Genomic DNA, 22,801 nt, shown 5'->3' with positions numbered 1-22,801 from the left:
CTGTGCAAGTTGGGCACGCAGGGAGTTGTGACAGCCGCCGTCGGTCTCGTCGCCATCCTGCTTGCGATCGGCTGGCTCACCCGCGAAACCGATGCCGACCGCCCCTATCTGACGATCGCCGGTTCAAGCTTCATCTTCAATTATCGCGAAGCCGAGGCCTTCTATGGCTTCACCGCGGTCGTGCAGCGACCGGTGAAGAGCTATTCGCGCATTGAAGCGGTGTTCGAGGACCCGGGCGGCGGTCCGCCGATCCCGGTCAGCGCGAAGCTGAGCGCCCGCACGACGCGCTACGGCCTGCGCACGCCGCCACTGCGTGGGATCGTCAAGGGTCGTCCCTACCGCGTCGTCGTGCGCCTGGTGCAGAACGGCGACGGGGCCGTGCTGTTCGAGGACAGCTTCACGGTCACCTCGCAGATGTCCGACGCGGTGATGCCGCCCGCACCACTTACCGTCGGGCCGGGCTATACGCGCAATCCTGATCTGCCGGATGGCTGGAAGGCTTCGCAGGCCGACAAGACTGACCGGGCCCGCCGTTAGGCCCGCCATTCACGGCGCTGTCTTGTCCATCCGCGCGCCTTGGGGTATAGGCACGGCGTCCGCGCAGACACCCTTGGAGGCAGCGCGGAGTTGAGCGGTCCCTCGCAGGTCCGCTCTTCGTCGTTTCAGGCACACCGTCTGATCGACCACCTCACAGCACGAAGGACAAAGCCATGAGCGAGACCTTTACGGTCAAGGCCGAGGCGCGCGAGAAGGTCGGCAAGGGGGCCGCCAGACATCTTCGCCGCAACGGTATGATCCCCGCAGTCATCTACGGCGACAAGCAGGACCCGCTGCCGATCGCCATCCCCTACAAGGAAACCTTCCTGGCGCTCCACGCCGGCGGTTTCATGACCCACGTCGCGACCATCGAGGTCAACGGCCAGAAGATTTCGGTCCTGCCGAAGGACTATCAGCTGGAGCCGGTCCGCGACTTCCTGATGCATGTCGACTTCCTGCGCGTCTCCGAGAAGACCCGCGTGACGGTCAACATTCCCGTGCATTTCGAGAACGAGGAAGCATCCCCGGGTCTCAAGCGCGGCGGTGTCATCAACGTCGTCCGCCACGAGGTCGAGGTCCATGCCCCGGCCAGCGCGATTCCGGAGTACTTCACGCTCGACCTGACCGGTCTGGAAATCGGCGACTCGATCCACGCCTCGGCACTCACCCTGCCGAAGAACGTCGAAGTGACGATCACCGACCGCGACTTCACCATCGCGACGATCGCCGCCCCGGCCGCCCTGCGGTCCGAGGATGACGAGGCCACCGAGGTCGAGGCCGATGCGGTCGAGGCTACCGAGGTCAGCGAAGACGGGTCCGGCGAGGACAAGTAAGTCCCAGCCTCGGCTCAACGCCGAACGAAACAGAAAGGAGCCGGGCGATGTTGCTGATCGCAGGATTGGGCAATCCCGGCTCCCGTTATGCCGGCAATCGGCACAATATCGGGTTCATGGCGCTCGACGAGATCGCCCGCGACCCTGCCTTTTCCCCCTGGTCGAAGAAGTTCTCGGCGGAAATCTCCGAGGGCCAGATCGGCGGCGAGAAGGTCGTCCTCATCAAACCCCAGACCTTCATGAACGAGTCCGGCCGCTCGGTCGGCGACGCCGCGCGCTTTTTCAAGCTGGAGCCGTCGCAGATCGTCGTCATCCACGACGAGCTCGATCTGCCGCCCGGCAAGCTGCGGGTGAAGACGGGCGGCGGTAATGGCGGCCACAATGGCCTGCGTTCCATCGACGCTCATCTCGGCACCAAGGACTACCGCCGCGTGCGCATGGGCATCGGCCATCCGGGCAACAAGGACGCCGTCTCCCCTTATGTCCTCGGCGATTTCGCCAAGGTCGACCGCGAATGGCTGGAGCCGTTCATCGAAGCCGTCGCCCGGCATGTCGACAGTCTCGCCAAGGGCGAGGACGCGGTGTTCATGAACAAGGTCAGCCTTTCGACGAGCTCGAACGAGCCATCGGGCGCCAAGGGTGCGGCCAGCGCAAGCAAGCCCGCGGGCCCGCCCAAGGGGCGCAGCCACATTCGTCAGGCGCGCGGAGCGCCGCCGCCAGTGAAGGTGCCCGACAAGGGCCCGATGGCCGACATGCTGAAGCGGCTCTTCGGCAAGGACTGACCGTCGCCGCCTTCCCGGATGGCGCCAGAGTTGACCCCTCGCCGCGAAGGCTGCAAACAGCCCCCAAGATCGGCGCGATACGCGTCAGACACGACCATCTTCGAAGGACCACCCCATGGGTTTCAGATGCGGGATCGTCGGCCTGCCGAATGTCGGCAAGTCGACGCTGTTCAACGCTCTCACCAAGACTGCCGCCGCGGCCGCAGCCAATTATCCGTTCTGCACGATCGAGCCGAACACCGGCGACGTGCCGGTTCCCGATCCGCGGCTGAAGGACATCGCCGGCATCGCCAAGTCGGCGAACATCCTGCCGACGCGGATTACCTTCGTCGACATCGCCGGACTGGTGCGCGGCGCCTCCAAGGGCGAAGGCCTCGGCAACCAGTTCCTCGCCAACATCCGCGAAGTGGACGCGATCGTTCACGTGCTGCGCTGCTTCGAGGATGACGACGTCGTTCATGTCGAGGGTCGTGTCGATCCCGTCGCTGACGCCGAGACGGTCGAGACCGAGCTGATGCTCTCCGACCTCGAGAGCCTGGAGCGCCGCATCGTGGCGACCCGCAAGAAGGCGACCGGCAAAGACAAAGAAGCGATCCAGGCCCTCCCCGTGATGGAAGCGGCGCTGGCGAAGCTGCAGAACGGCGAGCCGGTCCGCGTGCTTCTGGCCGGGATGGATGCCGAGGAGCGCAGCGAACTGAAGACGTTGAACCTCCTGACTTCCAAGCCGGTCCTCTATGTCTGCAACGTCGCCGAGGACGATGCGGCGAGCGGCAACGCCCATTCGGAAGCCGTCGCGGCGATGGCCCAGAAGCAGGGCGCCAAGAGCGTCGTCATCTCGGCCGCCATCGAGGCGGAGATCGCGCAGCTTCCCGCCGAGGAAGTCGGCGACTATCTGGAGGCGATGGGCCTGACCGAGCCCGGCCTCGACCGGCTGATCCAGGCGGGCTACTCTCTGCTCGACCTGATCACCTACTTCACGGCAGGCCCGAAGGAGACCCGCGCCTGGACGGTCCGGCGCGGCGCCAAGGCTCCGCAGGCTGCTGGCGTGATCCATACCGATTTCGAGAAGGGCTTCATCCGGGCCCAGACCATCGCCTTCGACGACTTCGTCTCGCTCGGCGGCGAGGTCGCAGCCAAGGAAGCGGGCAAGGCCCGCGACGAAGGCAAGGAATACGTCGTCCAGGACGGCGACATCCTGATGTTCAAGTTCAACAACTGAGCTTGCGGGGGCTGGCGCAGAGCTGCGGCGGCCCCCACGGAATTCGGCGAAAGGAGGGAGAGCCTTTTCGCCACTGGGGAGGCCCAATGCGCACATACGAGGACTTCACGGAAGGGCTTGAGATCGATCTCGGCCCCTACCCCGTGACCCGGGACGAGGTGATCGAGTTCGCCCGCGAATTCGACCCGCAGCCCTTCCATCTCGATGAGGAGGCGGCGAAGGATACGCTTCTCGGCGGTCTGTCGGCCTCGGGCTGGCACAGCTGCGCCATGATGATGCGCATGATGGCCGACGCCTACATTCTCGATTCCTCGTCGCAGGGCTCGCCCGGCGTCGAGTACGTCCGGTGGAAGCGGCCGGTCCGGCCGGGCGACGTTCTTCGCGGCACTGCCCGCGTCGTGTCGCGCCGCCTGTCCTCCAAGCGTCCGACCCTCGGCATCCTCAAGATCACCACGGATCTGCGCAACCAGACCGGCGAAACGGTTCTGGAAAGCGTCTACACCCTGCTCGTTCTGACGCGGGAAGGCCTTGCCGCATGACCTTCTGGGACAGTCTGATCGTCGGCGAAGCCCGTGAGATGGGCTCGCACACCTTCCTCGCCGAGGACATCAAGCGCTTTGCGGCCAAATACGACCCGCAGGCCTTCCATCTCGACGCAAACGCAGCGAAGGCGTCCGTTCTCGGCGGCCTGTGCGCGTCCGGCTGGCACACCGCCGGCGTCTGCATGCGGCTGAATGTCGAAAGCCAGGTTGCGCTCGGCCGGGCATGGGTCGCCGCCGGCAACCAGCCGCCACGCATGGGCCCCTCCCCCGGCGTGAAGAACCTTGCCTGGCCGAAGCCGGTCTACGCCGGCGATACGGTGACCTTCACCCAGACGCTGACCGGCAAGCGGGCGTCTGCCAGCCGCAAGGGCTGGGGCGTCCTCGAGTTCACGACGCAAGGCGTTAATCAGCACGGCGACACCGTGTTCTCGTTCGACGGCGCTGCCTTCTGCGGAACCGACTGAGCATCGTCGCCCGTCGCGACCCGCGCGTAGCCTCGGTCATCACGCCAGACCGGGGCTGCGGACAGCAACCCAGCCGCTTCGTTCCGGATGCCGGAGCGGGGCCGCTGCGCTCATACTTTTGACCTAAACCAATCAAAAATCTGCGATTACGCGCGCCGCTTTACGTTATGTTAGATGGCAACGGACATTGATGAGTGGATCAGTTCGTCAGCGGCACCCATCCATCATGTTCGACGCATCATCCGCCAAGCCTGCCCGGGAAGAGCCTCAAGGCCACGCCGCCGATCGTCTGCGCGGCGTCCAGCTGACGAGCATCCTCAAGACCACCCCGGTCATGATGTTCGGCAACGTGATGAACGCGATCATCATTCTGGGCATGTCATCCGGCGAGGCGTTTTCTCCCTGGGCGCTGATCTGGCTCCTGGGCCTGTCCTATATCGTTCTGGTCTCGATCCGCGCCTGGTCGCGCTTCCAGCGGCGTGCACCGCTGGTGTCGGCATCGAGCCGCGCCACCGCGCATGCCGTGCGGAACGCTTTCATCCTCGGCGCCTGGTGGGGTCTGGCGATCCTGACCTTCTATCCCTCCTCCGATGGTGATGCGAAGAGCGTCATCGCCGTGATCGCCATGGGAATGATCTGCGGCGGCGGCTTTGCGCTGTCCGCGCTGAAGCGCGCCCTGCAGGCCTTCATCATCCCGCTGTTCGTCGGATCGGCGGCCGCACTCGGCATCTCGCAGGGGACGAACGACTATTTCCTCCTGGCTCTGCTTTTGGGTTTCACCTTCATCGTCTATCGCGCGAGTTGCGCACGTGGCGAACTGTTGCAGGAGAATTTCGAAGGCCATCAGAAGCTCGCCGAACAATCCTCGATCATCGAGCTCCTCCTGCGCGAATTCGAGGAAGGCACGAGCGACTGGATCTGGCAGACGGATCACGACGGACAACTGGTGCGCGGCGGCGACCGATTCTCGCAGATCTTCGGTCGCGGGACCGACAGTCTGATATCGAACAGCGACCAGACCTTCGCGGGACAAGGCCTCGACCTGTCGCCCGTCGCCCAGCCGATGCTCGAACGCACCCCGTTCCGCGAGGCGATCATCGAGGTGCCCGGTCAGCAGGGGTCGGCATGGATCGCCATGACGGGCAAGCCGATCTTCGGCCATGATGGCGCCTTCACCGGCTATCGCGGGGTGGCGTCGGATATCACCGCGACCACGCATGCCGAGCGCCGGATCGCCTATCTCGCCCATCACGACAGCCTGACCGGCCTGGCCAACCGCAGCCGGTTTGCCGAAGAGATCGACCGCATCTGCGCGTCCCCGCCGCCACACGGCCCAACCTCCAGCCTGCTCTATCTCGACCTCGACAATTTCAAGCTGATCAACGATCGCAACGGTCACCTCACCGGCGACCAGCTCCTGCGGCAGGTCGCGGCCCGTTTGCTGCGCATCGTGGAGCCGGGCGACATGGTGGCGCGGATCGGCGGCGACGAGTTCGCCATCGTCGCCCACTCGGCGCCCGATACGGCCTCGGCCGACCGTCTGGCGGCAGCAATTCTGGCGTGCTTTGCCACGCCCTTCAGCCTGGGTGCCGAATTGGCCAATGTGGGCTGCTCGGTCGGCATCGCCTTTCCGGGGCTCGATGGCGCCAATCCCGACGATCTCCTGCGTAACGCCGACCTGGCGCTCTACGAGGCCAAGGCAGCCGGCAAGAACACGTTCTGCTTCTTCGAAAGCGAAATGGCACAGCGCCTGCGGGATCGGCACCGTCTCGAATACGATCTGCGATGCGCCGTCGAACGCAACGAACTGGTTCTCAACTATCAGCCGATCGTCGACAGCCGCACCCGCCAGACGCTCGGCTTCGAGGCCCTTGTCCGGTGGGAGCATCCCTTGCACGGGCGCGTCCAGCCCGACCATTTCATCCCGCTTGCCGAACAGACCGGCGCGATCTGCGGGATCGGGGCCTGGGTCCTGCGCGAAGCATGCCGCAACGCGGTCGCATGGGGCGATCGTCTGACCGTGGCGGTCAACGTCTCGGTCGACCAGTTCCGGCACGGCACGATCAAGGCGGATGTGGAAGACGCGCTCGCCAGTTCCGGCCTTGCGGCGCACCGGCTCGAACTGGAGATCACAGAGAGCCTCTTCATCGACGATCCCGAGACGGTCGTAGCCGTGCTGCATGGGCTGCGAGCGCTCGGCGTGCGGATCGCGCTCGACGACTTCGGAACCGGCTATTCCAGCCTCTCCTATCTGCGCAAATTCCCGTTCGACAAGCTGAAGATCGACCGGTCCTTCGTCAATGCGATCAAGGACGATCGGATTGCCCACGGAATCCTGGAAACGATCCTGGCGCTCGGCCGCGTGCTCAATCTCAGCGTGACGGCAGAAGGTGTCGAAGATGCCGAACAGATCGACATCCTCACCCGGATGACCTGCAACCAGTTCCAGGGCTATTATTTCAGCCGTCCGATGGAGGCCGCCGATCTCGGCGCCTACCTCCTGCGCGATTTCTGCGCCACGGCCGAGGCCAGCCGGGCGTCCAGCGCGGCTCTGGCGACCGCCTGACCGGCAAATCTGCCTGCCATTGCCGTCCGCGCCGTCAGTCGCCTTCGAATGCGATCAGCGTGCGCACTTCCACGCCGAGCGCTTCGAGCCGCTTGCGTCCGCCCAGATCGGGCAGATCGATGACGAAGCAGGCCGCGACGATCTCGGCGCCCAGTTCCCGCAGCAGCCTGACCGCGCCTTCCGCCGTGCCGCCCGTAGCAATCAGATCGTCGGTGAGCAGCACGCGCTGGCCCGGACGGACGGCATCCCGGTGCATCTCCATCTCGTCGACGCCGTATTCCAGGCTGTAGGCCACGCGGATCGTGTCGTGCGGCAGCTTGCCCTTCTTCCGGATCGGTACGAAGCCCGCGGAAAGCTGGTGGGCGAGCGCACCGCCGAGGATGAAGCCCCGCGCTTCAATGCCGGCCACGAGATCGACCTTTTCGTCCCGATGGCCATCGACCAGCGCATCGACGGCGCCGCGGAAGGCATCCGCGTCGGCTAGAAGCGTCGTGATGTCGCGGAACTGGATGCCGGGCTTGGGGTAGTCCGGGATGGTCCGGATCGCCGCGGTGAAGTCAAAGCCCTTGGCCATCGAAGCTGCCTTGCTCGTGCTCACGCGCCGTCCTCTCGTCCAATGGTCTGGATCACGTCGAATCCTTCAAACTGCGGATGCCCGTCATAGAGCGGGCGCGTACCGCCGGCCTTGCCGTGGGCGGCGCGGAACGCCTCGGATCGCGTCCAGGCTTCGAACGCACCATGATCGCGCCAGACGGTGTGCGAGGCATAGAGCGTGTGCTCTTCGCTGGCCGGGCCCTTCAGCATATGGAACTCGACGAAGCCCGGCACGTCCTGCAGCCGGGATTCCCGGTTGAGCCAGAGCGCTTCGAACTCCTGTTCGGCGCCCGGCAGCACCCTGAAGCGGTTCATCGCGATATACATGCAACGCGTCTCCTCGGCTGAAGTGGATCATGCGAACGGGTCGGCAGGCCACATGCTGCCCTTGCACCGGCGCAGGAAAAAGGGGGCCGTAGCCCCCTCGATTCCATCATCGTTCACGTCGTCGACGATCAGTGCGGCGTACCCGCCCATACCCGGCGCTTCACCAGGAACAGCATCGCGGCGAAGATGATCAGGAAGACCATCACGATGAGGCCGGTTGCCTTGCGCTCGACCATGTGCGGCTCGGCGGCCCACATCATGAAGGCGGTCACGTCGCGCGAATACTGATCGACGGTCTGGGGCGCCCCATCCGGATACTCGATCAGGTCGTCCGACAGCGGCGGCGGCATCGCCAGGGCGGGGCCCGAGATGAAGTACGGGTTGTAGTAGGTCCCCGGCTGGATCGTGATATCGGCCGGTGCCTCTTCGCCGTATCCGGTCAAGAGGGCATGGATGTAATCCGGACCGCCTTCGGCATACTGGGTGAAGATGTCGAACACGAAGGTCGGGAAACCCCGTTCGACGGCGCGCGCCTTGGCGAGCAGCGAGAAGTCTGGCGGATGGGCACCGCCATTGGCCGCAGCGGCGGCTGCCGGGTTCGGAAACGGCGCCGGGAAGTAATCCGACGGAATACCGGGCCGCTCGAACATCTCGCCGGAATCATCCGGGCCGTCCTGGACGGTGTATTCGGCGGCGAAGGCCTTCACCTGCGCTTCGCTGTAGCCGAGATCGGTCAGCGTGCGCATCGCCACGAGGTTCATCCCGTGACAGGAGGCGCAGACTTCCTTGTACACCTTTAGACCGCGCTGCAGCTGGCCGAGGTCGTAATGACCGAACGGGCCGGCAAAGCTCCAGCTCATCTCTTCCGGCTTGCGAAGCGGGTAATGCGGCGTTTCGCCGTGTCCCTCTTCGGCTGCGGCCTCGTGTTCCGCCTCGGTCTCGGCTGCACCTTCGGCCGCCGCACCCTCGGCTGCCGTGCCTTCGGCCTCGGCCTGAGCCTCGACCGCTTCCGGCTGTGCGTCCTGAGCCATCGCCACCGACATCGGAGCGGTGAAGACGCCGGCCGCGAGCAGGGCTGACAATAGTCTAATCATGGAATGTTCTCTCCGAAGCCGTCCGAGCTCAGCCTTTGGTCTCTGGTGAAGCAGTCGCGCCGGCCGGCCGACCGCTGCCGCCATGCTTGGCCAGCACGGCCTCCGTGATCGAGTTCGGCAGCTTCTTCGGCTTCTCCACGAGACCGAGGATCGGCAGGATGATCAGGAAGTGCGCGAAGTAGTAGATCGTGCCGATGAGGGCGAGCGTCGGGTAGATGCCCTCCGCCGGCTTCGCACCGAGCCAGCCCAGGAACACGCAGTCGAAGGCGAAGACCCAGAACAGCACCCGGTAGATGGGACGATAGGCCGCCGAGCGCACCCGCGAGGTATCGAGCCACGGCAGGAAGAACAGGACGATGATCGATCCGAACATCACCAGCACGCCGCCGAGCTTGGAATCGATCGGGCCGATGTTGAAGGTGATGGCGCGCAGCATCGCGTAGAACGGCAGGAAGTACCATTCCGGAACGATGTGAGCCGGCGTCTGAAGCGGGTTTGCCTCGATGTAGTTGTCGGGATGGCCGAGGAAGTTCGGCAGGTAGAAGACAAAATAGGCGAAGATCGCAAGGAACACGACCATCGCGAAGCCGTCCTTGACCGTGGCGTGCGGCGTGAACGGAACCGTGTCCTTCGACGACTTGACCTCGACGCCGGTCGGATTGGTCTGGCCGGTCACATGCAGCGCCCAGACGTGCAGGATAACGACGCCGGCGATCATGAAGGGCAGCAGGTAATGCAGCGAGAAGAAGCGGTTCAGCGTGGCGTTGTCCACTGAGAAGCCGCCAAGCAGCAGCTGCTGGATCGGCTCGCCGATCAGCGGGAAGGCGGTGAAGAAGCCGGTGATCACCGTGGCGCCCCAGAAGGACATCTGGCCCCAGGGCAGAACGTAGCCCATGAAAGCGGTCGCCATCATCAGGAGGAAGATGATCACGCCGAGGATCCAGAGCACCTCGCGCGGCTGCTTGTACGAGCCGTAATAGAGGCCGCGGAAGATGTGCAGATACACCGCAATGAAGAAGAACGACGCGCCGGTGGCGTGCATGTAGCGCAGCAGCCAGCCCCAGTTGACGTCACGCATGATCTTCTCGACCGACTCGAAGGCGATGCCCGAGGAGGCCGCATAGTGCATGGCCAGGACAACGCCGGTGAGGATCTGCGAGACCAGGAAGATCGCGAGGATTCCGCCGAAGGTGTAGGCGTAGTTCAGGTTGCGCGGCGTCGGATATGCCACGAAGGAATCGTAGACGAGGCGCGGTAGCGGCAGACGGGCGTCCAGCCACTGCATGACACCGCTCGACGGCACGTAGGAAGAATGACTGCTCATTATGGGTAACCTTCTCCCGGATCAGCCGATGCGGACGGTGGTGTCGGACGTGAACGTATAGGGCGGGATGTCCATGTTCGTCGGCGCCGGCCCCTGCCGGATGCGGCCGGCGGTGTCATAGGACGATCCGTGGCACGGGCAGAACCAGCCGTCGAACGGGCCGGAATTGCCGAGCGGGATACAGCCCAGATGCGTACAGACACCGACCATCACCAGCCAGGCTTCCTTGCCCTCCGTCGCACGGTTTTCGTCGGTCGCCGGCGCGTCACCCGAAAGGTTCGCGTTCCGGGCGATCGGATCCTTCAGCTCTTCGAGCGGAACCGCACGGGCCTCCTCGATCTCGGCTTCCGTACGCTGACGGATGAAGATCGGCTTGCCGCGCCACTTGGCGGTGATCGACTGGCCCACCTCGACCTGGCTGACATCGACGTCGATCTCGGCGAGAGCGAGCGTCGCGGCATCGGGGTTCATCTGGTCGATGAACGGCCAGGCCAACGCCGCCGCGCCGACTGCGCCGACCGCACCAGTGGCGATGTAGAGGAAATCCCGACGGCTGGGTTCGGTGGTTTCGTTGAGGCTCACGGCGGCTGCCACTCCTTGACTGATCGTGCGCGGATCGCCCCGCTTGTTGCGGATTCGACCCCGTGCGGCAAGAGGAGACATGACGCAATATCGCCACGCTCCTGACAGGATTACGATTTCGGGCGTTTCTATGCGCGAACCTTGGCGCTTGTCCAGACTGGAAGGGCTCCAAGGTCCAAGTGTCGCTGTGCGATCACAAGCCTCAGGGCAGCCGGGTGGGTGCCGGCTGACCAGTCATGGCCCTCATGCGGGGGCGCGATCGGGCTCCTGAGGAACTGGTTCGGTCCTCGTGGCGTCGCCCGCATAGAGGAAGCCGCCGGACTGGCGTGCCCAAAGGCTTGCATACAGTCCCCCGCCGGCGATCAGCTCCGCATGGGTCCCCTCCTCCACGATCCGCCCTTCGTCGAGCACGATCAACCGGTCCATGGCGGCCAGCGTCGACAGGCGGTGGGCGATGGCGATCACGGTCTTGCCCTGCATCATGGCGGACAGATTGTCCTGGATGGCAGCCTCCACCTCCGAATCGAGCGCCGAGGTCGCCTCGTCGAGAACGAGGATCGGGGCGTCCTTGAGGAGGACGCGGGCAATGGCGATCCGCTGGCGCTGGCCACCCGAGAGCTTGATGCCCCGCTCACCCACATGGGCATCGTAGCCGCTGCGGCCCTTCGGGTCACGCAGGCCGGGAATGAACTCCTCGGCGCTGGCGCGCTCGGCCGCCGAGAGGATGTCGCCATCGTCGGCGCCGGGCCGGCCATAGGCGATGTTGTCGCGGATTGAGCGGTGCAGCAGCGACGTGTCCTGCGTCACCACGCCGACGGCGCCGCGCAGCGAGGCCTGGGTCACCGCGGCAATGTCCTGCCCGTCGACCAGGATGCGGCCGCCCTCGAGGTCGTAGAGCCGCAGCAGCAGGTTGACGAGCGTCGTCTTGCCGGCGCCGGAGCGGCCGACGAGCCCGACCTTCTCGCCCGCCCGGATCGTGAGCGACAGATCCTCGATGACCCCGCCACCCTTGCCATAGTGGAACGTCACGTTCTCGTAGCGGATCTCGCCGCGCGTCGCGGTCAGCGGCTGTGCGTCCGCACGGTCGACCAGCGCAGGCTGCGCGGTCACGGTGGCGACGGCGTCCTGGATGGTACCGTAATTGCGCACCAGACCGTTGATGTTGAACATCATCCAGCCCGACATCTGGTTGAGGCGCAGAACCAGGCCCAGCGCGATCGCAACGCCGCCGGTGGTGACGCTGCCCGCCTGCCAGCCGAGGATCGCGACCGCTCCGACACCGGTCATCATCAGGCCGTTGAGGACGGCGACCGCGGTGCGCACGCCGGTGAGCGCCCGGGTCATGCGTCGTACCGCGTCGACGAGATAACCAAAGCCGTCCTTCACGAAGGCATCCTCGCGCCGGGACGAGTCGAACAGCTTCACCGAGAGGATATTGGTGAAGCTGTCGACGACGCGGCCGGAAACGACCGACCGGGCCTCGGCGGCCGCCCGGCCGTTCTCGCGGATCTTCGGCAGGAGATTGCGGATGATCCAGACATAGCCGAGCGTCCACAGGCCCAGCACCATCGCCATTCGCCAGTCGATGGCGCCGAGGATGCTGACGGTCAGGATGATGAAGGTGACGAAGGACCAGAAGGTCTGGAGGATCGTCGTGATGAAGTCGCCCGTGGCCTGCCCGACCTGCTGGACCTTCTGCGACAGCCGTCCGGCGAAGTCGTTCTGGAAGAAGGTGTAGGTCTGCTCCATCAGCCGGCGATAGCTCTGCCATCGGATGCGATTGTAGAAGCTCGGCGAGATCACCTGCTCTTCCAGCACCGAGGAGGCAAACAGCACCAGCGCGCGGCCGATCAGCGTCAGGAAGGCGAGGATCGCCACCAGCCAGAAATTCTCCGCCAGGAACGTCGCCGGCGTGGACCGCTCCATGGCGTCGATCAACCAGCCGACGCCGGTATAGAGCGCTGCTTCGATGCCCCCGGTCAGCCCGCCCGTGATCAGCAGGGCTCCTAGCGGCCATTTCGCCTGACGAGCGAAGTGCCAGATGAAGCGGTTGGTCTCCGACGGCAGCGGGGCCAGATGGCCGGTGCGATTGAGCCGCGCATCCTCGCGGTTCTCCCCCTGATCCTCGAAGGGATCGAGCAGCGTCTCGAAGCGCCGGAGAAAGCGGTCCATCATTCGGCGGCCCTTATGGTCGAGGCCGCATCCGCGTCGGGGTCACCGAGCAGGAAGCCGCCCGTCTGGCGGGTCCACAATTGCGCATAGAGGCCGCCCCGGTCGAGCAGTTCGGAATGGGTCCCCTCGTCGACGATGCGGCCCTGGTCAAGGACGATCAGCCGGTCGAGGGCCGCGATAGTCGAGAGGCGATGGGCGACCGCGATGACGGTTTTGCCTTCCATCAGACGGTAGAGATTGCCGGCGATCGCCGCCTCGACCTCGGAGTCCAGCGCCGAGGTGGCTTCGTCGAGCAGCAGGATCGGCGCGTCCTTCAGCATGACGCGGGCAATGGCGATGCGCTGGCGCTGGCCGCCCGAGAGCTTGACGCCCCGCTCGCCGACCTCCGCGTCGAGCCCGCTGCGTCCCTCGATGTCCCGAAGCTCGGCGATGAAGTCGGCCGCCTCGGCGCGTTCGATGGCGCGCAGAAGATCGGCCTCGCTGGCGTCGGGCCGCCCGTAGAGGATGTTGTCGCGGATCGAACGGTGCAGCAGCGAGGTGTCCTGCGTGACCATGCCGATCTGGCTGCGCAGCGATTCCTGCTTCACCGTCGCGATATCCTGCCCGTCGATCAGAACGCGGCCGGATTCCACGTCGTGGAAGCGCAGGAGAAGATTGAGGATGGTGGACTTGCCTGCCCCCGAACGCCCGACAAGGCCGACCTTCTCGCCCGGCCGCACGGTCAGCTCGAAATCCTGCAAGACGCCGTCGCCGCGGCCATAGTGGAAGGCGACGTTCTCGAAGGCGATCTCGCCGCGGTCGACGACCAGCGCGGGCGCGGTCTTGCGATCGGTAATGGCGTGCGGGATCGTGAAGGTGGACATGCCGTCGCGGATCGTGCCGATGTTCTCGAACAGCGCCGAAACCTCCCACATGATCCATTGCGACATGCCGTTGATCCGCAGAACGAGGCCGATCGCCGCGGCGATGGCGCCGACGCTGACCAGTTCGCCGAGCCACAGCCAGATCGACAGGGCGCCGACGGCGAAGAGCAGCAGCGAGTTCAGCGCGTAGAGCGAGACATAGAAGAGGTTCACCAGCCGCATCTGACCGTAGACCGTGCCGAGAAAGCCGCGCATGGAGCGCTGCGCGTAGTCGGCCTCGCGCCGGGTGTGGGCGAAGAGCTTGACGGTCGCGACATTGGCATAGGCGTCGACCACGCGGCCGGTCATCTCGGCACGGGCATCGGCCTGACTCTGCGAGACCCGGTCGAGGCGCGGGATGAAGTACCACAGGATCAGCGCGTAGATCGCGACCCAGGCGGCGAAGGGCAGAACCAGCTTCCAGTCGGCCGCCGCCACGAGGACGACGATGCCGGTGAAATAGACGACCACATAGAGGAAGACGTCGATCGACTTCATCACCGTCTCGCGCACGGCGAGCGCGGTCTGCATCAGCTTGGTGGAGATCCGTCCGGCGAATTCGTCCTGATAGAAGCCCATCGAATGGCCGAGCATCCAGCGATGCACCATCCAGCGGAAACGCATGGGAAAATTGGCGGCGAGGCCCTGGAAGGTAACGAGCCCTTCGAGAAAGACGAGGCCCGGAAGCAGCACCAGCACCACGGCCGCCATCAGCGCCAGCGTCAGGCCGTTCTCGGCCATGAAGGTCTCGCGCGAGACGCCCGAGAACCAGTCGACGATCTGGCCGAGGAAACCGAACAGCGAGACCTCGACGATCGAGATCAGCGAGGTCAGGATCGCGGTCGCAACGAGCAGCGGCCAGACGGGCTTGGCGTAGAACCAGACGAAACGGAACAGGCCGCCCTGCGGCGGCGTGGTCAGATCCCGCGACGGGAACGGCTCCACCATCCTCTCGAACAACGAGAACATCAAAAAGGCTTTCCAATCGGTGTGTCGGGGCGGCTCCGCCGCTCCGGAAACACCCGAACGGCGGCGGAGCGGCGCTCCCGGATCCCGGCGACCATGCCGCGGGACATTGACTGCAGACTGTGTCGTCGTTGCGAAGGATGGCGCGCTCGCCCCCTGTCAGGAGCATCGCCGACATATTCGGGATATAGGAAGCCTGGCTACGGAATCACGGGGCCGGACAGCGCAGGCGAGTGACAGCATCGTGAAACCAGACAGCACCGACACGCCATCCGAGAGCGGGCCGCAGATCTCGTTGGCGCTGTACCAGCCCGACATCGCCGGAAACACCGGCACGATCCTGCGGCTGGGCGCCTGTCTGGGACTGCCGGTCGAGATCATCGAACCGGCCGGCTTCGACTTGTCGGACCGGGCGCTGAAGCGTGCGGGGATGGATTACCTTGCCATGTCGCGGCTGGTCCGGCACGTCGATTTCGCCGCGTTCGACGCGGCGCGCCGCGCGGCCGGACGGCGGATCGTGCTGTTCACCACCCGCAGCTCCGAAGTCTATACGGATTTCGCCTTCGCACCGGGAGACGTCGTGATGTTCGGTCGCGAGAGCGCCGGCGTCCCCGACGCCATCCATGCGATGGCGGACGCAAGGGTGACGATCCCGATGGATGGCGGTGGACGGTCGCTCAATCTGGCCGTCGCCGCCGGAATGGCGGCCGGTGAAGTTCTCCGACAGTTACGCTGGCAACAATAACTCAAGTCGGAATCGTCATCGTTAGCGTCCGATTAAGCAAATCCAAGCAATATGAGGAACCGACCTGCGAAAGGCACGTTGCCTGTCCAACGTTGGAAATTTGCTCTCTTCTACCTGAAAGGCCAATGAAATGAGTGAACTGGCCAGAACGCTTTCGAACAGACGGCGCCAGTCGGAGATCGCGCGTTTTCTTCAGAACACGCCGAGCTTCTCGGCGCCGACAGGGCTGCCACAGTCGATCCGCGAACAACTCGAGCGTCTGCAGGTTGCCGAAGCCAAGATGCCGCAGCCGGGCAGCAATCCGCGCTGATCGCGAAGCCGCGCCGTTCCAGGCGCGGCACTGTCGCTGATTCCTGATCGGCGAAGACAAACCGGCCTGCGTCGACGATGTTCCGCGGCCTTTCATCGCTCAACTCGCGCGATTTCTTTCCTCCCCCCCCTTTTTCCGATGCCCCCATTCGTCCGCAGCGTCGTGTCGCCGGCTTGCAGGATGCGGTTTCTGCCGGATCTCCTTCCCACAACGCTTGGCGGAACGAAGATGGCTTCCCACATCGCCGATGTCGGACAGGCAGTACGCCTGAACCATCACCGGGCTTGCTGCCCTCGAATTTCGGGTTGAGACCGCATTGCCGATCGTCTGGGATATTGCCTACCTCGTTGCCGGTGCCGTCCTCCTGTTCGGTGGCGGCGAGTTCCTGGTTCGCGGCAGCGTCGCCATCGCCACCCGCTACGGAATCTCGAAACTGGTCGTCGGCCTGGTCATCGTGGGCTTCGGCACGTCGGCGCCGGAACTGCTGGTTTCCGTGCAGGCAGCGCTCTCCGGTTCGCCGGACATCTCGGTCGGCAACGTCGTCGGCTCCAACATCGCCAATGTCCTGCTGATCGTCGGCGCCGCCGGTCTCATCGCGCCGGTCGTCAACAGCGATCCGGCAATCCGGCGCGACCTGATCATGATGGTTGCGGCCTCGCTCATCGCCGTGGCGCTTTTCCTGACCGGCAGTATCGGCCGGCTGGCCGGCGCCGGCCTCCTCGCCGCTCTTGCCGTCTACCTCTTCACCACCTATGCGCTGGAGCAAAAGCGGCGGCGGCTTGCGAAAGGGTCGGACCGCGACGACGCAGACAGGGATGACGACGAAGAGGGTCTGGCGCTCCTGCCGGCGCTGCTCCGGGTGGTCGCCGGCATCGTGATGCTGGTGGTCGGGGCCCGGCTGATGGTCACGGGCGCGGTCGGCATCGCGCGTGACTTCGGCGTATCGGAAGCCGTGATCGGCGTGACCGTTGTCGCGATCGGAACGTCCCTTCCCGAACTGGCAACGGCGCTCATCGCCGGATGGAAGCGGCAGTCGCAGGTGGTTCTCGCCAACGTCGTTGGCTCGAACATCTTCAACATCCTGAGCATTCTCGGCGCGACCGCGGTGATCGCTCCGATCGCGGTGTCCGGCCGCTTCGCCATCTGGGACGGGCCGACCATGGCCGCGATCGCGGTGGCCATGCTGGTCTATCTCTTCGCGTTTCGCACCATCGGGCGCCCGATGGCGGCGGTCATGCTCGTCGCCTATGCCGGCTACATCGTGGTTCAGGCGGGGCTCTGAAACGCCGCGGCCGGAGATGCGCTGCGATCGGCCGTGCTTTCGCCGTCAGTCGGCGCTGGGCAGCCGGCGCATGGTGAACTCGATGTCGCCCTCCGGCAGGGCACGCCAGCTTTCCACCGACGTCCAGTAGGCCGCCTTGGGGTAGCGATCGAGCCATTCGCGCGCCTTGGTGCGCGCGGCGTCGCGCGGCAGGATGAAGGTCTCGCGCACGAAGCTGTCGCCTGCCGATCCCGCCATTCTGCTGGCATCGCGGCCGACGCCGCGTGAGCCGCGCGTCCGTTTGAGCTGGCGGGAAAGACCGCCAAGCGGCGGCGGTGTCAACCGGGACATGCTGGTCGTCTCTCGAACTTCCGATCGTCAGGACCCACAAGATAGCGGGCAGCGAACGCTTTTGCGAATCGCGCGATACCGGCACAACGGAGACCATCCGCCTCGTCACGAGGTTGGCATTTTGCGGTTCGGCTCCAGATGTCGTGCCTGTAAGACCGGCGGCGCATCGGTCCGAGAGACCGGCGCAAGTGCCAGACAGTCAGTGCGGGATGTCCCGCCAGCATCGAAAAGAGTGCGTCGCATGGAACGGCCGAATTTGCCCGAGGGGCTTCCCGAAGACATCGAAACCAAGAAGGCGACCGCCCAGGCCTGGTTCGAGGCCCTGCGCGACCGCATCTGCAAGGTATTCGAGGAGATCGAGGACGGTTTCGGCGAGGAGACCGGACTGGAGCCGGGCCGGTTCGAACAGACCGAATGGTCGCGCGAGAACGAAGGCGGTGGCGGCCTGATGTCGATGATGCATGGCCGCGTCTTCGAGAAGGTCGGCGTCCATACCTCGACGGTGCATGGCGAGTTCTCGCCCGAGTTCCGCAAGCAGATCCCCGGCGCCGAAGAGGACCCGACCTTCTGGGCCTCCGGCATTTCGCTGATTGCCCATATGCGCAATCCCAACGTGCCCGCCGTCCACATGAACACCCGCATGGTGGTGACGACCAGGCAGTGGTTCGGTGGCGGCGCCGACCTCACTCCGACGCTCGACCGGCGCAGGACCGACGACGACCGCGACACGCTCGCCTTCCACAAGGCCCTGCAGTTCGTGTGCGACCGCCATTCGGGCGTCGCCGACTACGCCAAGTTCAAGGAATGGTGCGACACCTATTTCTATCTGCCGCATCGCAACGAGGCGCGCGGCGTCGGCGGCATCTTCTATGACTGGCTGCACTCGTCCGACGAGGCCGGTGGCTGGGACGCCGATTTCGCCTTCACCCGCGATGTCGGCAAGGCGTTTCTCGTCGTCTATCCGCACATCGTCCGGCAGAACGTCGTCCAGCCGTTCACCGAGGCCGATCGTGAAGAGCAGCTCATTCGCCGGGGTCGCTATGTGGAGTACAATCTGCTCTACGACCGGGGCACGCTGTTCGGCCTGAAGACCGGCGGCAACGTCAACTCGATCCTGTCGTCGATGCCGCCCGTGGTGAAATGGCCCTGACAGGCAGCGAAACTTTCCGTCGACCTTGAACCATTTAAAAGATCGGACGTTTTTCCTGCTCTAGTCGTGACGGATCAGGGAGGATCTCATGTATGAGCTGGATTGTTCAGGCGTAATTCCCGGTTGCCGGAGAGTCATTCGCGCCGAGTCCGAGGCGGAAGTCATCCGCAGGGCCATCGTTCAGGCCCGCCAGTTCGGCCTCGAGCACATCTCGCCGGCAATGCTGGATGCGATGCGGACCCGCACCCGCGAAGAGGCGAATATCCGTCGATCGACGATCGCGGCGTAGAAAAAGCGGGCGCGAGGCCCGCTTTTTTGTATCGGTGCGATGCTGCGGACCGAGTCAGACCCGTTCGAGCAGGCTCTCGCGCCCGAGAACGAAGCCGCTGCTCGCCCACAGCTTGCGCAGCCTGTCGAGGGTCTTGCCCATCTCCGGCCCCGGCGCGATACCGGCCGATTTCAGATCCTCGCCGCTGACCGGGAAGGCAGGTGGCGCGAAAGTGGCGACGATTTCCAGCTGGCTGGTTAGCCTGGCGATGGCGTCGAGCGTCTCGCGCGAGAATTCCGCCTTGCCGCGCGCCGATGCGACGGCCAGCCGCAGCCGGTCGGCGATGGCGGCCCGATCTCCGAAATACAGCCGGGAGCGAAAGGCGGAGTCGCTCTCTTCCGGTTTTGCCGGTTCGGCGATGGCGAAGCCGACGATGCGATCGCGATCGGCGTTGGACAGCTTCAACCGTTCCGCCATCTGGGTCAGGCGCGCCGGATCCGGCGGCACAATGGCTGCGAGCCGCAGCATCGGATCGGGTGCCCAGCCGAAGGCTCCCTCGCTCTCCACCAGCGAATGGATCGCGTCGATCCCCCAGCGCTCACTCTCCGGCAGTATGCGGGTCAGGACGCCGGTCTGGCGCATCCACAGCAGCGCACGCGACGGGTCCGGTGCCGCGAGGAGCTTCTTCAGCTCGGTCCAGACCCGTTCGACCGACAGTCCGTCGAGCCCCTCCTTCAGGCGCGTCGCAGCCCGTATGCCGGCGGCGTCCGGCCGGCCCTTCCCGTACCAGGCGAAGAAGCGGAAGAAGCGCAGGATGCGCAGATAATCCTCGCGGATCCGGGTCTCCGAATCGCCGATGAAGCGCAGCGTCTGGCTGCCGAGATCCTCGATGCCGCCGACGAGGTCGACGATGCTGCCGTCGGCACGGGCATAGAGCGCGTTGATCGTAAAGTCCCGGCGCTCGGCATCGGCTTTCCAGTCGCGGCCGAAATGCACGACCGCGTGGCGGCCATCGGTCTCGATATCGCGACGAAGGGTCGTGACCTCGTAGGCATGCTCGGGCGTCACGACGGTTACGGTGCCATGCTCGATCCCGGTCGGCACCGCGCGGAAGCCGGCCGCCTCGACGCGGCGCACCGTCTCGCCCGGCACCGTCGTCGTGGCGATGTCGATGTCGCTTACCGGATGGCCGAGCACGGAGTTGCGGACGGCGCCACCGACGATCCGCGCCTCCTCGCCATCGGCCGACAGGGTTGCCAGCAGCGTCTGCAGAGCCGGCGTCGTCAGCCAGTCTGCCTCGATCGTCGTGGCGGTCATGCGTAAAGTCCTTCGTACAATGTGCGGATGATGCCCGCGGTGACGCCCCATATGAAGCGCTCGCCGAAGGGCATCACATAGTAACGCCGCTCGATGCCCTGCCAGATGCGGCTTTCCTCGCGGTGGTTCGCTTCGCTCATCAGGAAGCCGAGCGGCACCTCGAAAACGTCCTGCACCTCGTCGGGATTGGCGACGAGGCTGAAACCCGGCCGCACGATCGCGACGACGGGGGTGATGCGGAAGCCTGTCGTGGTCAGGTAGCGCGGCAACCGGCCGACCGGTTCCACGTGGTGCGGATCGAGCGCGATCTCCTCGACGCTTTCCCGGATGGCGGCGGCTTCCGGCGACGCATCCTCCGGATCGACGGAGCCTCCCGGAAAGGCAATCTGGCCGGAATGCTTGCGCAGATGCGCGGTGCGGGTGGTCAGGATCACCGTCGCACCCTCGCCCCGGTCGACGATCGGCACCAGCACGGCGGCGTCCCGCGCCCGGTCGCGCTCCATCAGCTGGACGAGATCGGGGTTCAGCAGATGGTCGCCATATTCACGCGTCGGCGCGGCATCGCCGGCCCAGCCGCGCGCGGCGATCCGCGCCCGCAGATCGGTCGCGGTGAAGTCGTTGTAGCGCCCGGCAGGCGCGTCATCGGCGGCGCCCCGTCCGGTCGGGTCTGCGGCCAGCACGGTCAGGACCCGGCCTGCGATGCGGCTATGTCGAAGGTCGCGCCGCCGGAGCGCACGAACTGGCGTTCGCCGTCGGTCTCCACATGGTCGGCGAGATCGAAGGCCAGCGCCCGGGTCAGCCGCGCCTCCAGCCGGCCGCGCACCGTGACATAGGGGCGAAACTCGCCATTCGGACCGATGCTAAGGCGCAGGGGATTCTCCGGCCCTGCGGCGCAGACGTCGCCGACATCGGTGCGGAACGTCAGGAGCGGTTCACCGTCATGGATCTCGCGATTCATCTCCACGGCCTGGAAATGCGCGTCTTCGACGGTGATGCCGAGCTTTTCCACAGGGGTAACGAGATAGGTGCGCCCGTCGGCATCCTTGCGCAGAACGGTGGAGAACAGCCGCACCAGGGCCGGGCGACCGATCGGCGAGCAATTGTAGCTCCAGTGGCCATCGGCGTGGATCACCATGTCGATGTCGCCGCAGAACTCCGGTTCCCAGCGTTCCACCGGCGGGGCGCCCTTGCCTGCACGCTCGGCACGGGCGACAAGAGCCGCGAGGCTGGCGCCGGCATCGGTCGGCACGGTTCCTGTTGCGTCGTCCTGCGTGTCGCTGGGCTGGTGCGGCAATGGGTCCTCCGATCGGGATTCGTCTTATTTTGGCCGGCCTTCGCAGTCACGAAATAGTTGCTCCTCGCCAGCTTGCCAGGAGTCCCGGTGGCCGATTTGATGAGTGGAAGCGGCCGTGCGACGGCCATCGCACATCGACGCTGATCTGGCCATTTCCCTTCGATACCTGACGGAGACCGTCCCGATGACGATGATGAAGCCCGAGGAGGAGACCCTCAGCGAGGACGCCATCGTGGGGCTGGCAGAGACGGCACTGACCGACATCGCACGGGTTCGCGAATCCGTCGGGCGGGTCATCTTCGGCCAGGAAAGCGTCGTCGAGCAGAGCCTCATCGCGATCCTCTCCGGCGGGCATGCTCTGCTGGTCGGTGTTCCGGGCCTTGCCAAGACCAAGCTGGTCGACACGCTCGGGCTGTCGCTGGGCCTGGATGCCCGCCGCATCCAGTTCACGCCCGATCTGATGCCGTCCGACATCGTCGGCACCGAGGTGATGGACCAGGACGAGACCGGCCGCCGGTCGTTCCGCTATGTGAAGGGCCCGGTCTTCGCCCAGCTCCTGATGGCCGACGAGATCAACCGCGCCTCGCCGCGCACCCAGTCCGCGCTGCTCCAGTCGATGCAGGAATACCATGTGACCGTCGCCGGCGAGCGGCACGATCTGCCCAAGCCCTTCCATGTGCTGGCGACCCAGAACCCGCTGGAGCAGGAAGGCACCTATCCGCTGCCCGAAGCCCAGCTCGACCGCTTCCTGATGCAGGTCGATGTGTTCTATCCCGATCTGGAATCGGAACGCCGCATCCTGCTGGAGACCACGGGCGGCGCCGATCAGGTCGCCGAGCCGGTGATGACGTCGGACCGCCTGCGCGAGATCCAGACGCTGGTGCGCCGCATGCCGGTCGCCGAGAACGTCGTCGACGCGATCCTCCGGCTGGTGCGATCAGCCCGGCCGGGCAACGGCCACAAGGAGGCCGACGCCCACATCGCCTGGGGTCCCGGCCCGCGCGCCAGCCAGGCGCTGATGACCTGCGTGCGCGCCCGCGCTCTCTACGACGGGCGCTTCGCACCGTCGGTGGACGACGTGATGGCGCTGGCCGAGCCGATCCTGCAACATCGCATGGCGCTGAACTTCTCGGCCCGCGCCGAGGGCATGAATGTCCGCGACGTCATCGGCGCGCTGAAGCGCGACGCGGCGTAGGGTCAG

Annotated in this window: 24 protein-coding genes; 13 read left to right on the top strand and 11 right to left on the bottom strand. The window is 65.5% G+C overall.

Translation table 11 applies throughout. The annotated features are described in order from the left end of the window. Positions 1–27: 27 nt before the first annotated feature. From H9Q09_RS07235 to H9Q09_RS07205, 7 genes are all read left to right on the top strand, one after another. Positions 28–537: a hypothetical protein gene (locus H9Q09_RS07235; RefSeq protein WP_348646284.1), complete on the top strand. Its 510-nt coding sequence runs from the start codon at positions 28–30 to the stop codon at positions 535–537. A gap of 173 nt (positions 538–710) precedes the next feature. Beyond that, complete coding sequence (locus H9Q09_RS07230; RefSeq protein WP_009210245.1) at positions 711–1,370, top strand: 50S ribosomal protein L25/general stress protein Ctc; 660 nt, start codon at positions 711–713, stop codon at positions 1,368–1,370. Between the two features lie 47 nt (positions 1,371–1,417). Then, the gene (gene pth / locus H9Q09_RS07225; RefSeq protein ID WP_024350427.1) at positions 1,418–2,152 is read left to right on the top strand and encodes an aminoacyl-tRNA hydrolase; all 735 of its coding nucleotides are present in this window, start codon (positions 1,418–1,420) and stop codon (positions 2,150–2,152) included. 115 nt (positions 2,153–2,267) lie between these two features. Continuing rightward, a complete protein-coding gene (gene ychF, locus H9Q09_RS07220; RefSeq protein WP_024350426.1) occupies positions 2,268–3,371 on the top strand; it encodes a redox-regulated ATPase YchF in 1,104 nt (367 codons plus the stop codon). An 86-nt stretch (positions 3,372–3,457) separates the two neighbouring features. Then, complete coding sequence (locus tag H9Q09_RS07215) at positions 3,458–3,910, top strand: MaoC family dehydratase (RefSeq protein ID WP_187390498.1); 453 nt, start codon at positions 3,458–3,460, stop codon at positions 3,908–3,910. Then, positions 3,907–4,377: a MaoC family dehydratase gene (locus tag H9Q09_RS07210; protein ID WP_024350424.1), complete on the top strand. Its 471-nt coding sequence runs from the start codon at positions 3,907–3,909 to the stop codon at positions 4,375–4,377. Before H9Q09_RS07215 ends, H9Q09_RS07210 begins: the two co-directional genes overlap by 4 nt. Positions 4,378–4,603: 226 nt before the next feature. Continuing rightward, the gene (locus H9Q09_RS07205) at positions 4,604–6,943 is read left to right on the top strand and encodes a GGDEF and EAL domain-containing protein (RefSeq protein ID WP_187390497.1); all 2,340 of its coding nucleotides are present in this window, start codon (positions 4,604–4,606) and stop codon (positions 6,941–6,943) included. Between the two features lie 34 nt (positions 6,944–6,977). On the opposite strand, the gene H9Q09_RS07200 is transcribed toward H9Q09_RS07205, so the two are convergent. The 7 genes from H9Q09_RS07200 to H9Q09_RS07170 all read right to left on the bottom strand — a co-directional run bounded on the left by H9Q09_RS07200 (position 6,978) and on the right by H9Q09_RS07170 (position 14,907). Further along, positions 6,978–7,517 carry an adenine phosphoribosyltransferase gene (locus H9Q09_RS07200; protein WP_187390665.1) on the bottom strand — a complete coding sequence of 180 codons (540 nt, stop codon included), beginning with the start codon at positions 7,515–7,517 and terminating at the stop codon, positions 6,978–6,980. 20 nt (positions 7,518–7,537) lie between these two features. After that, positions 7,538–7,864 carry an antibiotic biosynthesis monooxygenase gene (locus H9Q09_RS07195; protein WP_024350421.1) on the bottom strand — a complete coding sequence of 109 codons (327 nt, stop codon included), beginning with the start codon at positions 7,862–7,864 and terminating at the stop codon, positions 7,538–7,540. 128 nt (positions 7,865–7,992) lie between these two features. After that, on the bottom strand, positions 7,993–8,958 hold the full coding sequence (locus H9Q09_RS07190) for a cytochrome c1 (protein WP_246716046.1): 966 nt from the start codon (positions 8,956–8,958) through the stop codon (positions 7,993–7,995). Between the two features lie 28 nt (positions 8,959–8,986). After that, positions 8,987–10,285 (bottom strand): cytochrome b N-terminal domain-containing protein, encoded by a 1,299-nt coding sequence (locus H9Q09_RS07185; protein WP_155898452.1) that lies wholly within the window; start codon positions 10,283–10,285, stop codon positions 8,987–8,989. A gap of 18 nt (positions 10,286–10,303) precedes the next feature. Then, positions 10,304–10,864, bottom strand: a complete 561-nt coding sequence (gene petA / locus H9Q09_RS07180; protein WP_024350418.1) for a ubiquinol-cytochrome c reductase iron-sulfur subunit — start codon at positions 10,862–10,864, stop codon at positions 10,304–10,306. Positions 10,865–11,107: 243 nt separating this feature from the next. Continuing rightward, the gene (locus H9Q09_RS07175; protein WP_187390496.1) at positions 11,108–13,039 is read right to left on the bottom strand and encodes an ABC transporter ATP-binding protein; all 1,932 of its coding nucleotides are present in this window, start codon (positions 13,037–13,039) and stop codon (positions 11,108–11,110) included. Next, positions 13,036–14,907 (bottom strand): ABC transporter ATP-binding protein, encoded by a 1,872-nt coding sequence (locus H9Q09_RS07170; RefSeq protein ID WP_187390495.1) that lies wholly within the window; start codon positions 14,905–14,907, stop codon positions 13,036–13,038. Before H9Q09_RS07170 ends, H9Q09_RS07175 begins: the two co-directional genes overlap by 4 nt. Positions 14,908–15,148: 241 nt before the next feature. On the opposite strand from H9Q09_RS07170, the gene H9Q09_RS07165 reads away from it, so the two are divergent. The 3 genes from H9Q09_RS07165 to H9Q09_RS07155 all read left to right on the top strand — a co-directional run bounded on the left by H9Q09_RS07165 (position 15,149) and on the right by H9Q09_RS07155 (position 17,241). Continuing rightward, the gene (locus tag H9Q09_RS07165; protein WP_187390494.1) at positions 15,149–15,649 is read left to right on the top strand and encodes a tRNA (cytidine(34)-2'-O)-methyltransferase; all 501 of its coding nucleotides are present in this window, start codon (positions 15,149–15,151) and stop codon (positions 15,647–15,649) included. 130 nt (positions 15,650–15,779) lie between these two features. Beyond that, entirely contained in the window at positions 15,780–15,959 is a 180-nt protein-coding gene (locus tag H9Q09_RS07160; RefSeq protein ID WP_024350414.1) for a hypothetical protein, read from the top strand. 316 nt (positions 15,960–16,275) lie between these two features. Continuing rightward, a complete protein-coding gene (locus H9Q09_RS07155; protein WP_187390493.1) occupies positions 16,276–17,241 on the top strand; it encodes a calcium/sodium antiporter in 966 nt (321 codons plus the stop codon). Between the two features lie 45 nt (positions 17,242–17,286). Here the strand turns inward: H9Q09_RS07155 and H9Q09_RS07150 are convergent, their stop codons facing one another. Beyond that, positions 17,287–17,571, bottom strand: coding sequence for a hypothetical protein (locus H9Q09_RS07150; RefSeq protein ID WP_024350412.1), 285 nt, complete (start codon positions 17,569–17,571; stop codon positions 17,287–17,289). Between the two features lie 241 nt (positions 17,572–17,812). Between H9Q09_RS07150 and hemF the strand changes: the two genes are divergently transcribed. Both hemF and H9Q09_RS07140 read left to right on the top strand, forming a co-directional pair. Continuing rightward, positions 17,813–18,721 (top strand): oxygen-dependent coproporphyrinogen oxidase, encoded by a 909-nt coding sequence (gene hemF, locus H9Q09_RS07145; RefSeq protein WP_024350411.1) that lies wholly within the window; start codon positions 17,813–17,815, stop codon positions 18,719–18,721. 88 nt (positions 18,722–18,809) lie between these two features. Then, entirely contained in the window at positions 18,810–19,010 is a 201-nt protein-coding gene (locus tag H9Q09_RS07140; RefSeq protein WP_024350410.1) for a DUF1059 domain-containing protein, read from the top strand. A gap of 54 nt (positions 19,011–19,064) precedes the next feature. Here the strand turns inward: H9Q09_RS07140 and H9Q09_RS07135 are convergent, their stop codons facing one another. The 3 genes from H9Q09_RS07135 to H9Q09_RS07125 are packed head-to-tail and all read right to left on the bottom strand — an operon-like array spanning position 19,065 to position 21,600. After that, positions 19,065–20,306, bottom strand: coding sequence for a CCA tRNA nucleotidyltransferase (locus H9Q09_RS07135; protein ID WP_024350409.1), 1,242 nt, complete (start codon positions 20,304–20,306; stop codon positions 19,065–19,067). Next, positions 20,303–20,986 carry a CoA pyrophosphatase gene (locus H9Q09_RS07130; RefSeq protein WP_024350408.1) on the bottom strand — a complete coding sequence of 228 codons (684 nt, stop codon included), beginning with the start codon at positions 20,984–20,986 and terminating at the stop codon, positions 20,303–20,305. The genes H9Q09_RS07135 and H9Q09_RS07130 overlap by 4 nt, the downstream gene beginning before the upstream one ends. A 2-nt stretch (positions 20,987–20,988) precedes the next feature. Next, positions 20,989–21,600 carry a DUF1285 domain-containing protein gene (locus H9Q09_RS07125; protein WP_024350407.1) on the bottom strand — a complete coding sequence of 204 codons (612 nt, stop codon included), beginning with the start codon at positions 21,598–21,600 and terminating at the stop codon, positions 20,989–20,991. Positions 21,601–21,784: 184 nt separating this feature from the next. Here H9Q09_RS07125 and H9Q09_RS07120 point away from each other — a divergent pair, with 184 nt between their 5' ends. After that, a complete protein-coding gene (locus H9Q09_RS07120) occupies positions 21,785–22,795 on the top strand; it encodes a MoxR family ATPase (protein ID WP_024350406.1) in 1,011 nt (336 codons plus the stop codon). Positions 22,796–22,801: the final 6 nt, after the last annotated feature.

The sequence above is a fragment of the Aurantimonas sp. DM33-3 genome (genome assembly GCF_014334315.1).
GTDB lineage: Bacteria > Pseudomonadota > Alphaproteobacteria > Rhizobiales > Rhizobiaceae > Aurantimonas > Aurantimonas coralicida.
This window is presented reverse-complemented; position numbering and strand designations above follow the sequence as displayed.